Source organism: Variovorax paradoxus EPS, assembly GCF_000184745.1.
GTDB classification, from domain to species: domain Bacteria; phylum Pseudomonadota; class Gammaproteobacteria; order Burkholderiales; family Burkholderiaceae_C; genus Variovorax; species Variovorax paradoxus_C.
The window spans coordinates 5,173,607-5,187,113 of record NC_014931.1 but is presented as its reverse complement, the minus strand read 5'-3'; the positions used below and the strand labels follow the sequence as shown (position 1 = coordinate 5,187,113).

The following is a 13,507-nucleotide window of genomic DNA, read 5'->3' as shown; positions in this document are numbered from 1 at the left end:
CCCATGTCGTCCCCGGTCATCGACATCGACTACGAGCAACCCGCCGCAAAAAACGGCACCGGTACTGGCGCCGCCTGCGACACGCGCCACGCCTGGGCGCGCGTGCCCGCCGAGCCTTCACCCGACCAGCGCCTCGCGCTCAAGGAGCGCATCCGCCGCCTGCTGCGCGAGCGCAATGCGGTGATGGTGTCGCACTTCTATGTGCATCCCGACCTGCAGGACCTCGCCGAGGAAACCGGTGGCATCGTGAGCGATTCGCTCGAGATGGCGCGCTTCGGTCGCGACCACGCCGCCACCACGCTGGTGGTGTCGGGCGTGCGCTTCATGGGCGAGACCTCCAAGATCCTCTCGCCCGAAAAGCGCGTGCTGATGCCCGACCTGGACGCGAACTGCTCGCTCGACCTGGGCTGCCCGGTCGAGGAATTCAGCGCCTTCTGCGACCAGCACCCCGACCGCACCGTGGTCGTCTACGCCAACACCAGCGCGGCTGTGAAGGCGCGCGCCGACTGGCTGGTCACCTCGAGCTGCGCGCTCGACGTGGTGAGCGCGCTGCATGCACAAGGGCGAAAGATTCTCTGGGGTCCCGATCGCCACCTGGGCGACTACATCCAGCGGCAGACCGGCGCGGACATGGTGAGCTGGAACGGTGCCTGCATCGTACATGACGAGTTCAAGGCGCTCGAACTCGATCTGCTCATGAAAGCGCATCCGTCGGCGAAGGTGCTGGTGCATCCGGAGTCGCCGGCCGACGTGATTGCGCTGGCGGATGCGGTGGGTTCGACCTCCGCGATCCTGAATGCGGCGCAGCGCATGGACGCGAAGGAATTCATCGTCGCCACGGACACCGGCATGCTGCACAAGCTGCGCACGCTGAACCCAGGCAAGACCTTCATCGAGGCGCCTACGGCCGGCAACGGCGGCACGTGCAAGAGCTGCGCGCATTGCCCCTGGATGGCGATGAACGGGCTAGCCGAACTGGCGAATGCGCTGGAAACGGGCGCTGGAGAAATCCATGTCGACCCGACGCTGGGCCTGCGTGCGCGGCTGCCGATCGACCGGATGCTGGCGTTCACCGCCGGCCTGAAGAACGGCCAGGCGCCCGGCAGCTTGATCGCGGGCATCGGCGCCGCCTGAGGTCTTATTCCCTCTCCCTTGGGGAGAGGGCTAGGGTGAGGCCTCGCAACATCGCGCGGCGTCGATTGCTGCTGGCCCTCACCCCAACCCTCTCCCCGAGGGGAGAGGGAGCAAGACCCTAGAACTCCAGCGTGCAGCTATCGCCCAGCGCCTCGCGCCACACGCGCACCCGCGCAAGCGACGCCCGGAATTCCGGCAGCGCATCCGCAATGAACAGGCAAAGGTTTTCCAGCGTCGGCGGGTGCAGCCCCGCCACATCGTCCAGCAGGTGATGGTCGAGCAGCTCACGCACGTCTTCGAGCCGCCGCCTCAGCAACCCCAGGTCGATGACCATGCCCGTGACGGGATCGCGTTCCCCCGCAAGCCAGACTTCGGCGTGGTACGTATGGCCGTGGATGCGGCGGCTGCCTTCCACTTCGATTTCGCGTTTCAGCGTATGAGCGGCGTCGAAGAAAAAGCGTTGACTGATGGTGAAGCGCATGACGGTTCGGATTGACGTGACTTTTCGGGAAACACGTGGGACCGGCTTTGCCGGGCCACCGGTGTTGCCCCCGGTAGGGGGTAGGAGGAGCGACACGAAGTGCGCGGAGCCTGGGGGCGAGCTACCTGATTCCGGTGATCTTGTGGGTCTGCACGCTGAGGCGCCAGGCCGGCTGACGCATGCATTCGGCGATGCAGAGTTCGGTATTGGCCACGCGGTCGGGGCCGTCCATCGGTTGCAGAAAGCGATGCGTGAAGTCGCCGGTGCGCGCCATCGCATCGAGGTCGAACGCGGTCTGCGGCCACACCAGCTTGAGCTCCTGCCCGCGCTGCTGCACCCATGGCGCGCCGGCCTTGGGGCTGATGCAGAGCCAGTCGATGCCTTCGGGCGCTGCGACCGTGCCGTTGCTTTCGACTGCGATGCGAAAGCGCCGCGCATGCAGCGCATCGACCAGCGCGGCATCCACCTGCAGCAGCGGTTCGCCGCCGGTCAACACCACCAGCCGGTGCTCGGCATCGTTGGCGGGCCACTGCGCGGCGATGGTGTCGGCGAGCTGGTCGGCGGTCTTGAACTTGCCGCCCAGCGTGCCGTCGGTGCCGACGAAATCGGTGTCGCAGAAACGGCAGACGGCACTGGCGCGGTCTTCCTCGCGGCCCGTCCAGAGGTTGCACCCGGCAAAGCGGCAGAACACGGCCGGCATGCCCGCCTGACCTCCTTCGCCCTGCAGTGTGTAGAAGATTTCCTTGACGCTGTAGGTCATGCGGCCAGCGCCTCGATCTCGAGGTTGTCGATCAGTCGCGTGCTTCCCAGCCGTGCCGCTGCCAGCGCCACCAGCGGTTCGCCGTGCAGGCCGAAGGAGGGTGCCTGAAGGTCGGTGCGCCGACGCAGCACCAGGTAATCGGGTTGCCAGCCGCGCTGCACCAGCGTCTGCATGGCCTTCGCCTCGATCGCGGCCAGATCGCGCTCGCCCGATTGCACCGCGGCGGCCATCGCCTTCAGCGCCTTCGACAGCTGCACCGCCTCCGCACGCTCGGTCTCGCTCAGGTAGCCATTGCGCGACGACAGCGCGAGCCCATCGTCGGCGCGAAAGGTCTCGCTGCCCACGATCTCGATCGGCAGCGCGAACTGCCGCACCATGTGGCGGATCATCATCAGCTGCTGGTAGTCCTTCTTGCCGAACACGGCCACGCGCGGCTGCACGCAGGTGAAGAGCTTCATCACCACGGTGCACACGCCGATGAAGAAGCCAGGGCGGAAATGCCCTTCGAGGAGGTCCGCCAGCGCCGGATCGGGATGCACCTTGCAGGTCTGCGGTTCGGGGTAGAGCGCTTTCTCGTCGGGCGCGAACAGCACGTCGCAGCCGGCGTCGCGCAGCTTGGCGCAATCGCTCTCCCAGGTGCGCGGATAGGTGTCGAAGTCCTCGTGCGGCAGGAACTGCAGGCGGTTCACGAAGATGCTCGCCACCGTCACGTCGCCCAGCGGCTTGGCCTGCGTGATGAGCGCGATGTGGCCGTCGTGCAGGTTGCCCATCGTCGGAACGAACGCGGGGCGCTTGAAAGCCGAAAGGTGCTCGCGCAGTTCGGCGATGGTGTGTGCGATGTACATGGAGTCGGTCCCCTTTTTTCTTTACCAGGCGTGGAGTTGATCGTCGGGAAAGCTGCCGTCCTTGACGGCCTGCACATAGGCCTTGAGCGCGGGCAACACGCCCGGCGCGTCGGCCATGAAGTTGCGCACGAACTTCGGCATCTTCCCGAGGTTGATGCCCAGCATGTCGTGCAACACCAGCACCTGGCCGGCGGTGGCCTTGCCCGCGCCGATGCCGATGGTGGCGCAGTGCTTCAGCTCGGCGGTGAGTTCGGCGGCGAGCGCGGCCGGCACCATTTCCAGCACCAGCATCGCGGCGCCCGCATCCTGCAGCGCATGCGCATGTTGCTTGAGCAGCGCGCCCGCATCGCCCTTGCCTTGCACGCGGTAGCCGCCGAGCGCATGCACGGTCTGCGGCGTGAGGCCCAGGTGCGCGCACACCGGAATGCCGCGCTCGACCAGGAAGCGCACCGTCTCGGTCGTCCAGCCGCCGCCTTCGAGCTTGACCATGTGCGCACCCGCCTGCATCAGCACCGTCGCGCTGCGCAGCGCCTGCTCGCGCGATTCCTGGTAGCTGCCGAAGGGCAGATCGGCGATCAGCCAGGCCGTGCCCTGCACGCGGCGCAGGCCCCGCGAGACGCTGTCGGTGTGATAGCGCATGGTCTCCAGGCTCACGCCGACGGTGCTGTTCAAGCCCTGGCAGACCATGCCGAGCGAATCGCCGACCAGGAGGCAATCGATGCCCGCCGCATCGGCCATGGCCGCGAAGGTGGCGTCGTAGGCGGTGAGCATCGAGATTTTTTCGCCGCGCGCATGCATGTCGGCCAGGCGCGGCAGGCTCACGGGCTTGCGGGAAGCGGGCGTCGAGGCCGGAGGCAGCGTGCCGTAGGGGGACGCTGTCGTGGTTTCTGGCGATGGAGTGGTGGTGTTCGACATGGTTGGGTTTCTCCCTGCGGGCGTCGGTGGCCGGGCATCCTTGAGTGAAGACAAACGCGAGATGGGTGGGTCGTCAGTCCGCCCGTGGGATCAGCACGGTGGGGGCCGTCGGTTCGGCGAGCGATGGATAGTCGCGGCTGAAATGCAGCCCGCGGCTCTCGTGGCGGGCCTGGGCCGATCGCACGATCAGCTCGGCCACCTGGACCAGGTTGCGCAGCTCCAGCAGGTCGCGCGTGACGTGGAAGTTCGCATAGAACTCCTGGATCTCGGCCTGCAGCAGCGCGATGCGGTGGCTCGCGCGCTCCAGGCGCTTGTTGGTGCGCACGATGCCCACGTAGTCCCACATGAAGCGGCGCAGCTCGTCCCAGTTGTGCGAGATGACGACGGCCTCGTCGGCGTCGGTGACGCGGCTTTCGTCCCATGCGGGGAGGTCGGCGCTGTCGTGCGCAGGCGAGCCGGCGATGGCGCCCGCCGCGGCGCGCGCGAACACCATGCACTCGACCAGTGAGTTGCTGGCGAGGCGGTTGGCGCCGTGCAGGCCCGTGCAGGCGGTCTCGCCGATGGCGTAGAGGCCCGGCACGTCGGTGCGGCCGGCGAGATCGCTGAGCACGCCGCCGCAGGTGTAGTGCGCGGCCGGCACCACGGGGATCGGTTCGCGCGTGATGTCGATACCCAGCTCCGCGCAGCGCGCGAGGATGTTGGGGAAGTGTTCTTTCAGGAACGCGGCGGGCTGGTGCGAGATGTCGAGGTAGACGCAATCGAGCCCGTGCTTCTTCATCTCGAAGTCGATGGCGCGGGCCACCACGTCGCGGGGGGCGAGTTCGGCGCGCTCGTCGTGTTTCGGCATGAAGCGCGTGCCGTCGGGCAACTTCAGCGAGCCGCCTTCGCCGCGCACCGCCTCGCTGATCAGGAACGACTTGGCGTGCGGGTGGTACAGGCAGGTCGGGTGGAACTGGATGAACTCCATGTTCGACACCCGGCAACCCGCGCGCCACGCGGCGGCGATGCCGTCACCCGTGGCCGTGTCTGGGTTCGTCGTGTAGAGATAGACCTTGCCCGCGCCGCCCGTCGCGAGGATGGTGTGCGGCGCGCGGAAGGCGAGCACCTCGTCGGTGGCATCGTCCAGCGCGTAGAGGCCAACGCAGGCCGGGTCTTTCAGCCCGAGCTTGGTGCCGGTCACCAGGTCGACCAGCGTGTGGTGCTCGAAGAGCGTGATGTTCGGCGTGCGGCGCACCCGCTCGATCAGCACCTGCTGCACGGCCGCGCCGGTGGCGTCGGTCACGTGAACGATGCGGCGCTGGCTGTGGCCGCCTTCGCGTGTCAGGTGCAGATCGCCGCCTTCTTCCGAAAACGGCACGCCCAGTTCGCGCAGCCAGCCGATGGCTTCGGGCGCGTGTTCGACGACGAAGCGCGTCGCCTCGGGATCGCAGAGGCCCGCGCCGGCGACCAGCGTGTCTTCCACATGCGCGTCGAAGCTGTCGCCCGCGGCCAGCACCGCGGCGATGCCGCCCTGCGCCCAGGCGCTGGAGCCGTCGTTCAGCGCGCGCTTGGTGAGCACGGCTACGCGCTGCGTGGGCGCCAGGTGCAGCGCGGCGGAAAGGCCTGCGAGGCCGCTGCCGACGATGAGTACGTCGAAATCGAGCACGGCGGAATCCTCGGTGGTAAGTGCGGCGGGGCGGGGGTCAGGCCGGCGAATACGCCAGGCGAACGTAGATCGGCGCGAAGGCTTCCGCCTGCGTGATGTCGATCAGCGTTTCCTTCGCGAGCTCGAGCATCGCGATGAAGGTGACGATCAGCACGGGCGCGCCGCGCGACACGTCAAAAAGTTTCTCGAACTCCACGAAGCGCTGCCCCTGCAGGTGGCGCAGCACGATGCTCATGTGCTCGCGCACGTTGAGTTCTTCGCGCGAGATCTTGTGGTGCTGCACGAGCTTGGCGCGCTTCATGATGTCGGCCCACGCATCGCGCAGGTCAATCACGTTCACGTCCGGAAAGCGCGGCTTGAGCGATTGCTCGATGTAGACCTGCCCCTTCCAGAAGTCGCGCCCGTAGGTCGGCATCGCGCTGATGGCGGCGGCCTGCAGCTTGGTCTGCTCGTACTCGAGCAGCCGGCGCACGAGCTCGGCGCGCGGGTCTTCGGCCTCTTCGCCGTCGGCTACCTTCTTGGGCGGCAGCAGCATGCGCGACTTGATCTCGATCAGCATCGCGGCCATCAGCAAATACTCGGCCGCGAGTTCGAGGTTCGTCTGGCGGATCTCGTCGACGTAGCTCAGGTACTGCCGCGTGAGGCCCGCCATCGGGATGTCGAGGATGTTGAAGTTCTGCTTCCTGATCAGGTAAAGCAGCAGGTCGAGTGGACCTTCGAAGGCTTCGAGAAAGACCTGCAGCGCCTCGGGCGGGATGTACAGGTCCTTCGGCATCGCGAACAGCGGCTCGCCATAGAGCCTGGCGAGCGCGACCTGGTCGACCACCTCGGGCATGGCCATCACCGGCGTGTCGTTGTCCTCGTCTCTGCTGCTCATCGGGCGATCGCTATCAATTCAATAGCTATCGGCGCAATGCGGACGAGGGCTGGATGCCGAACCGGCACCATTTACTTGGATTGGGTCTGGTAGACGTACGGCTGCATCGGCACGCGGGCTTCGCTGTACTCCTCGAGCAGGCTGCGGTCGAGGTGCTTGTCCCAGAGGAGGGCGCGGCCGGCGCGCTGTTCGGCTTCCAGCGTCGGCTTCTTTTCTTTCATCTCCTCGATGAAATTGGTGATCTCGGAAGAGTAGTGGGGGCGGCGGAAGATGGACATAGACTGGACCTTTGTAGCCTGAATTTTACCGGGGACGGCATGGGACATCGGCAACAGTGGCAGATCGGCATGGCAACGGCGTTGCTGGCGGTGGTGATCGGGCTTGCGGGCTGCGACAACCAGCGCATCGCCGAACTCGAAGAAGGCGTTGCCACAGAAGCCGACGTGCGCACCAAATTCGGCCAGCCGGAGAACATCTGGGACGCCCCCGACGGCGGCCGCGTCTTCGAATACAACCGCCAGCCCCAGGGCCAGAAGAACTACATGATCACCATCGGCCGCGACGGCAAGATGAGCGCGCTGCGCCAGGTGCTCACGCCCGAGAACTTCGCCAAGGTGCAGCCCGGGATGATGATGGAAGACCTGCGCAAACTGCTCGGCAAGCCCGCCAAGGTCACGCCCTATGCGCTCAAGCGCGAGACCGAATGGGAATGGCGCTGGGTGCAGCCGCCGAATTCGCCGATGGTGTTCACCGCAACGCTCAACGACGACCAGCGCGTGGTGCGCAGCGGCTCGTCACTGGACCGGGCGACCGAAGCCAACTGATCAGCCTTCCGCCGCGTGCGGCCTTCCGGTCGCCAGCTCTTCCGCAAAGCCCGAACGCTCGATCACCTCGCGCGGTTGCGGCTGCAAGGATTCGAGCCGCAGCACCCCGTCGCGCGCCAGCACCGCGCGATGCAGTTGCCGCAGCGCGTCGATGCCGGTGGCGTCCAGGTAGATCAGGTGCGTGGCGTCCAGCACCACCGTCATGCCGCGCGGCGCGCGTTCCGCCGCGTTCACCGCCTCGTCGAGCTTGGCCGCCGCGCCGAAGAACAGCGCGCCATAGATGCGATAGGTGAGCACCGGCGGCTGCAGCGTCTCGAGCTCGACGCTGAAGAGCCCGCTCATGCGCCGGATGAAAAGCGCGCACGCCAGCACGATGCCCACCTGCACCGCCACCGTCAGGTCGAACACGACGGTCAGGAAAAAAGTGCCGAGCATCAGCAGTCGGTAATGCCGGCTGAAGTGCCGCAACTGGCCCGGCGTGAACTCGCGCCATTCGCCCATGTTCAGCCCCACAAACACCAGGATGCCCGCCAGCACCGCAAGCGGCACATGGCGCGCGAGCGGCGCGGCCAACAGCACCACGACCATCAGCGTCACCGCATGCACGATGCCCGCGACCGGCGAATTGCCGCCCGAACGGATGTTCGTCACCGTGCGCGCGATGGTGCCGGTGGCCGGCATGCCGCCGAAGAAAGGCGTGACGATGTTCGCGATGCCCTGCGCCATCAGCTCCTGGTTCGGATCGTGGCGCGGCTGGCCGCTCAGTTGGTCGGCCACGCGCGCGCACAGCAGCGATTCGATGGCGCCGAGCAGCGCGATGGTCAGCGTCGGCGTGACCAGTTGCTTGACCGTCTCCCACGAGAAATCAGGCAGCGCGAAGCCCGGAACGCCCTCGGGAATGCCGCCGAAGCGCGTGCCGATGGTCTCCACCGGCAGCGCGAAACCCCATGACACCAGCGTGAGCGTGACCAGCGCGACGATCGGCCCCGGCACGCGGGAGGCCATCTGCACAGCCCGCGTCTGCACGACATGCAACGGCAGGCGAGGCAGCCGCCGCCACAGCACCAGCCCGGCCACGCAGACGACGCCGAGCGCGAAGGCATACGGATTGAAGGTGCCGATCCGCAGCGCCATCGCATGCAGTTGCGAGAACACGTCGGCCGGCATCTTCTCGACCGAGAGCCCGAGCAGATCTTTCAGTTGCGACAGCAGGATCAGCACCGCGATGCCGTTGGTGAAGCCCACCACGATCGACAGCGGAACGAAGCGCACCAGCCGCCCGAGCCCGAAGAGCCCCGCCGCGAACAGCAGCACGCCGGCGCAGGCGGTGGCGATCAGCAGGTTCGCCACGCCGTAGCGCTCGACGATGCCGTAGACGATCACGATGAAGGCGCCGGCCGGCCCGCCGATCTGCACCGCCGAGCCGCCCAGGAGCGAGATCAAGAAGCCCGCGATGATCGCCGTCCAGATGCCGGCTTCGGGCTTGAGCCCCGACGCGATGGCGAAAGCCATGGCCAGCGGCAGCGCCACGATGCCGACCGTCGCGCCCGCGCCCAGGTCCTTGAAGAAACGCTCCCGGTTGTAGTCCGCCATTGCGTCCAGCAGGCGGGGGCGAAAGCGGGTGAGGTTCAGCGGACTCTGCATGTGTGGCCGATTGTGGCCTGAGGGCCTTCGCGACCGTGCACATCGCGCGGTCGGAGCCTGCCGCGCTGAGCTTTGCAGTGCCCTACTTGCTGTCCGGAATGACCGCGTCGGCCGCGGCGCCCACGGCCTTGCCGGTGATGCGCACGGTGCCGATGGCGGCGTCGGCCGCCAGGCCCACCGCGCTGGCGCCCACGCTCACGGCGGTGCCTGCGACGGTGACCACCGCGCAGCCGCTCAGCGCGGCGACGAGCGACGACAGCAGAAGGGTGCGCAGCAGCATGGTGTGATCTCCTCGATCGGACAGGTCAGCGAACCCGCATGCCCGGCGTTGCGCCCGGCCACGGTTCGAGCACGTGGATGCCCGGGTTGGCTTTTTCGTCGCCGTGGCTTGCGGCCAGCACCATGCCTTCGCTGATGCCGAACTTCATCTTGCGCGGCGCGAGGTTCGCGACCAGCACCGTGAGCTTGCCCACGAGCTGCTCGGGCTGATAGGCCGAGGCGATGCCGCTGAAGACGTTGCGGGTCTTGCCTTCGCCCGCGTCGAGCGTCAGGCGCAGCAGCTTGGTCGAGCCCTCGACCTTCTCGCAGGCCACGATCTTGGCGATGCGCAGGTCGATCTTCACGAAGTCGTCGATGGTGATCGTCGGCGCGATGGCTTCGCCGCCGGGCAGCGAATCCGTCGCGGCTTCCGCGGCAGCAGCAACGGCTGCCACCGGCTCGGGTGCATCGAACAGCTTGTCGACCACCTTGGCATCGGCGCGCTGCATCAGGTGCTTGTATTCGCCGATCGCATGGCCCGCGGGCAGAGGCTGCGCGGCGTCGGACCACACCAGCGGTGAGATCTTCAGGAAGGCCTCGACGTTCACCGCAAGTGCCGGCAGCACCGGCTTCAGGTACAGCGTGAGCAGGCGGAAGGCCTCGATGCACACCGTGCACACGTCGTGCAAGCGCGCCTCGGCGCCTTCTTTCTTGGCCAGTTCCCAGGGCTTGTTCTGGTCGACGTATTCGTTCACCTTGTCGGCCAGCGCCATCACCTCGCGCAGCGCACGGGCGTAGTCGCGGCCGTCGTAGAGCGAATGGATCTGGCCGGCCGCCTCGCGCAGCGCGAACAGCAGCGCGTCGCCATCGGCCGACACTTCGCCCAGCTTGCCGCCGAAGCGCTTGCCGATGAAGCCCGCCGCGCGGCTTGCGATGTTGATGTACTTGCCCACGAGGTCGCTGTTGACGCGCGCAACGAAGTCCTCGGGGTTGAAGTCGATGTCCTCGTTGCGGCCGTTGAGCTTGGCCGCGATGTAGTAGCGCAGCCACTCGGGGTCCAGGCCGATCGACAGGTACTTGAGCGGATCGATGCCGGTGCCGCGGCTCTTGCTCATCTTCTCGCCGCTTACCGTCAGGTGGCCGTGCACGTACACCGCGTCGGGCGCCTTGCGGCCGCTGAAGTGCAGCATCGCAGGCCAGAAGAGCGTGTGGAAGGTGATGATGTCCTTGCCGATGAAGTGCACCTGCTCCAGGTCCGGGTCGGCCATGTACTCGGTGTACGAGATGCCGTCGCCGCCCAGTTCGATGCAGCGCTTGTCCAGCAGGTTCTTGAGCGAGGCGAGGTAGCCCACGGGCGCGTCGAGCCACACGTAGAAGTACTTGCCCGGCGCATCGGGGATCTCGATGCCGAAGTAGGGCGCGTCGCGGCTGATGTCCCAGTCGCCCAGGCCTCCCTTGCCTTCGTCGTCCTTGTAGAGCCATTCGCGGATCTTGTTCTGCACTTCGGACTGCACATGACCGGGCGCGGCGGTCCATTCCTTCAGGTAGGCCTCGCAGCGCGGGTCCGAGAGCTTGAAGAAGAAGTGGTCCGAGCTGCGCAGCTCGGGCTTGGCGCCCGAGAGGGCCGAGTAGGGGTTGATCAGCTCGGTGGGCGCGTACACGGCGCCGCACACCTCGCAGTTGTCGCCGTACTGGTCCTTCGAATGGCAGTTCGGGCACTCGCCCTTGATGAAGCGGTCGGCCAGGAACATGCCCTTTTCGGGGTCGTAGAACTGCTCGACGCTCTTGGTCTCGATGAGGCCGTTGGCGCGCAGGTCGCGGTAGATGTCCTGCGCGAGCTGGTGGTTCTCCGGCGCGTCGGTCGAGTGCCAGTTGTCGAACGAGATGTAGTAGCCGTCGAGGTAGGGCTTGCGGCCCGCCGCGATCTCCGCCACGAAGGCCTGCGGCGTCACGCCGGCCTTGTCGGCCGCGATGGTGATGGCCGCGCCGTGCGCGTCGTCGGCGCAGACGAAGTTGACCTCGGCGCCGTTCATTCGCTGGTTCCGCACCCAGATGTCGGCCTGGATGTATTCCATCATGTGGCCGATGTGGAACTTGCCGTTGGCATACGGCAGGGCGGTGGTGACGAAGAGCTTGCGCGGGGCGGACATCGGGGAGGGCGCTTTCGGGGAGTGACGGACTGGCATCGGAGGCGGCGAGCGCCGCGCATCCGGGAACCGGGCATTTTAGGTGGGCGCGTGCAGCCTGTGCCCGACCCCGTGTTTGAGGGCGCGAGTGACCCACGAAACCGCGGGGTGTCTCGCGCGCGACGTATGCTTCGGCCCCCGATACAGAACGCCAGAAAGCGAGCCGCAGCCGATGACCACTTCCATTCCCGCAACCCTCATCCCCGGCGATGGCATCGGCCCCGAAATCGTCGACGCCACGCTGGCCGCGCTCGATGCGCTGAAGGCCCCTTTCACCTGGGACACCCAGATCGCCGGCCTCGGCGGCGTCAAGGCCTCGGGCGATCCGCTGCCGAAGGCCACGCTCGACAGCATCCGCACCACCCGCCTCGCGCTCAAGGGCCCGCTCGAAACACCATCGGGCGGCGGCTATCGCTCGTCGAACGTGCGGCTGCGGGAGGAATTCCAGCTCTACGCCAACCTGCGCCCCGCGCGCACCATCATCCCGGGCGGGCGCTTCGACAAGATCGATCTGATGATCGTGCGAGAGAACCTCGAGGGTCTCTACATCGGCCACGAGCACTACGTGCGCATCGACGGCGACCCGCACGCCGTGGGCATGGCCACCGGCATCAACACGCGGCAGGGCTGCCGTCGGGTGCTCGAGTACGCGTTCGAGACCGCCATCGCCACCGGCCGCAAGAAGGTCACGCTGGTGCACAAGGCCAACATCATGAAGGTGCTGACCGGCCTGTTTCTGGAGACGGGCGAGCAGCTCTACGCGGAAAAGTACAAGGGCAAGTTCGAGCTCGACTCGATCATCGTGGACGCCTGCGCGATGAAGCTGGTGCTCAACCCCTGGCAGTTCGACATGCTAGTGACGACCAACCTGTTCGGCGACATCCTCTCGGACCTCGTGGCCGGCCTCGTCGGCGGCCTGGGCATGGCGCCCGGCGCCAACATCGGCACCGATGCGGCAATCTTCGAAGCGGTGCACGGCTCGGCGCCCGACATCGCCGGCAAGGGCATCGCCAATCCCACCGCGCTGCTGCTGGCCGCCGCGATGATGCTCGACCACACCAAGATGCCCGAGCTGGCCACGCGCCTGCGCACGGCGATCGACCAGACGCTGAACATCGACAACGTGCGCACCGGTGACCTCGGCGGCACCGCGAACACCGCCGCGTTCACCAAGGCGCTGGTCAGCCGCATCAACGGCGGTTGATCGGAACGCAGGCGAAGGGCGCGGCCATGAGAAAGCTTCTGCTTCTGCTGGCCGTCGTCCTCGCGAGCTGCGCGTCGGTTGCGGCGGACCCGCGCTACACGGTCGTGAAGGTCGACCTTCGTACCGAGAAGCTCGCGTTGTTCCTGAATGACGACACCGGCGTCGCGTTCAAGCGCTTCGACCGCCTCGATGCCTGGCTGAAGGCGCAAGGCCGGCAGCTTGTCTTCGCGGTCAACGCCGGCATGTACCACGCGGATTTTTCGCCGGTCGGGCTCTTCGTGCGCGATGGCCGCGAAGAGGTGCCGCTCAACCTCGCGAGCGGCACCGGCAACTTCTTCCTGAAGCCGAACGGCGTGTTCCTCGTCACCGACGACGGCCCCCGCGTGATCGAGTCGTCGGAGTACCCGGCGTTCGCGAAGCGCGGCGGCGTGCACCTCGCCACGCAATCCGGCCCGCTGCTGCTGCGCCACGGCGCGTTGCACCCGGCGCTCATTCCGAATTCGGACTCGCGCAAGATCCGCAACGGCGTCTGCGCGATCGGCCACACGGCGATCTTCGTGATGAGCGAGACGCCGGTGAACTTCCACGACTTCGCGGTCTATTTCCGCGACGTGCTGCACTGCCGCGATGCCCTGTACCTGGACGGCACCGTATCGGCGCTGTACTCGAAGGCAGCGGGGCGCAGCGACTTCGTGCGCGACCTGGGGCCGATACTCGGCGTGGTGTCGCCATGA

Annotated in this window: 14 protein-coding genes; 4 read left to right on the top strand and 10 right to left on the bottom strand. The window is 67.0% G+C overall.

Features of this window, described 5'->3' with window-relative positions; genetic code table 11:
* Positions 1 to 3: 3 nt before the first annotated feature.
* Complete coding sequence (gene nadA, locus VARPA_RS23760; RefSeq protein WP_013543134.1) at positions 4 to 1,134, top strand: quinolinate synthase NadA; 1,131 nt, start codon at positions 4 to 6, stop codon at positions 1,132 to 1,134.
* 118 nt (positions 1,135 to 1,252) lie between these two features.
* On the opposite strand, the gene VARPA_RS23755 is transcribed toward nadA, so the two are convergent.
* The 7 genes from VARPA_RS23755 to VARPA_RS23725 all read right to left on the bottom strand — a co-directional run bounded on the left by VARPA_RS23755 (position 1,253) and on the right by VARPA_RS23725 (position 6,935).
* Positions 1,253 to 1,615, bottom strand: a complete 363-nt coding sequence (locus VARPA_RS23755) for a 6-carboxytetrahydropterin synthase (protein ID WP_013543133.1) — start codon at positions 1,613 to 1,615, stop codon at positions 1,253 to 1,255.
* A 121-nt stretch (positions 1,616 to 1,736) separates the two neighbouring features.
* Entirely contained in the window at positions 1,737 to 2,375 is a 639-nt protein-coding gene (gene queE / locus VARPA_RS23750; protein ID WP_013543132.1) for a 7-carboxy-7-deazaguanine synthase, read from the bottom strand.
* The gene (panC, locus tag VARPA_RS23745; RefSeq protein WP_013543131.1) at positions 2,372 to 3,220 is read right to left on the bottom strand and encodes a pantoate--beta-alanine ligase; all 849 of its coding nucleotides are present in this window, start codon (positions 3,218 to 3,220) and stop codon (positions 2,372 to 2,374) included. Before panC ends, queE begins: the two co-directional genes overlap by 4 nt.
* A 21-nt stretch (positions 3,221 to 3,241) precedes the next feature.
* The gene (gene panB, locus VARPA_RS23740) at positions 3,242 to 4,135 is read right to left on the bottom strand and encodes a 3-methyl-2-oxobutanoate hydroxymethyltransferase (RefSeq protein ID WP_013543130.1); all 894 of its coding nucleotides are present in this window, start codon (positions 4,133 to 4,135) and stop codon (positions 3,242 to 3,244) included.
* 73 nt (positions 4,136 to 4,208) lie between these two features.
* On the bottom strand, positions 4,209 to 5,780 hold the full coding sequence (gene nadB, locus VARPA_RS23735) for an L-aspartate oxidase (protein WP_013543129.1): 1,572 nt from the start codon (positions 5,778 to 5,780) through the stop codon (positions 4,209 to 4,211).
* A 37-nt stretch (positions 5,781 to 5,817) separates the two neighbouring features.
* Positions 5,818 to 6,657, bottom strand: coding sequence for a segregation and condensation protein A (locus VARPA_RS23730; protein WP_013543128.1), 840 nt, complete (start codon positions 6,655 to 6,657; stop codon positions 5,818 to 5,820).
* A 71-nt stretch (positions 6,658 to 6,728) separates the two neighbouring features.
* Positions 6,729 to 6,935: a DUF3460 family protein gene (locus VARPA_RS23725; RefSeq protein ID WP_013543127.1), complete on the bottom strand. Its 207-nt coding sequence runs from the start codon at positions 6,933 to 6,935 to the stop codon at positions 6,729 to 6,731.
* A 69-nt stretch (positions 6,936 to 7,004) separates the two neighbouring features.
* On the opposite strand from VARPA_RS23725, the gene VARPA_RS23720 reads away from it, so the two are divergent.
* Positions 7,005 to 7,481 (top strand): hypothetical protein, encoded by a 477-nt coding sequence (locus VARPA_RS23720; RefSeq protein WP_041943960.1) that lies wholly within the window; start codon positions 7,005 to 7,007, stop codon positions 7,479 to 7,481.
* Here the strand turns inward: VARPA_RS23720 and VARPA_RS23715 are convergent, their stop codons facing one another.
* The 3 genes from VARPA_RS23715 to metG form a co-directional block, all read right to left on the bottom strand.
* Positions 7,482 to 9,125, bottom strand: coding sequence for a SulP family inorganic anion transporter (locus tag VARPA_RS23715; RefSeq protein ID WP_013543125.1), 1,644 nt, complete (start codon positions 9,123 to 9,125; stop codon positions 7,482 to 7,484).
* An 82-nt stretch (positions 9,126 to 9,207) separates the two neighbouring features.
* Positions 9,208 to 9,405: a hypothetical protein gene (locus VARPA_RS23710; protein ID WP_013543124.1), complete on the bottom strand. Its 198-nt coding sequence runs from the start codon at positions 9,403 to 9,405 to the stop codon at positions 9,208 to 9,210.
* 25 nt (positions 9,406 to 9,430) lie between these two features.
* Positions 9,431 to 11,533, bottom strand: coding sequence for a methionine--tRNA ligase (gene metG, locus VARPA_RS23705; RefSeq protein WP_013543123.1), 2,103 nt, complete (start codon positions 11,531 to 11,533; stop codon positions 9,431 to 9,433).
* A gap of 208 nt (positions 11,534 to 11,741) precedes the next feature.
* Here metG and VARPA_RS23700 point away from each other — a divergent pair, with 208 nt between their 5' ends.
* Entirely contained in the window at positions 11,742 to 12,773 is a 1,032-nt protein-coding gene (locus tag VARPA_RS23700; protein WP_013543122.1) for an isocitrate/isopropylmalate dehydrogenase family protein, read from the top strand.
* Between the two features lie 26 nt (positions 12,774 to 12,799).
* A complete protein-coding gene (locus VARPA_RS23695; RefSeq protein ID WP_013543121.1) occupies positions 12,800 to 13,507 on the top strand; it encodes a phosphodiester glycosidase family protein in 708 nt (235 codons plus the stop codon).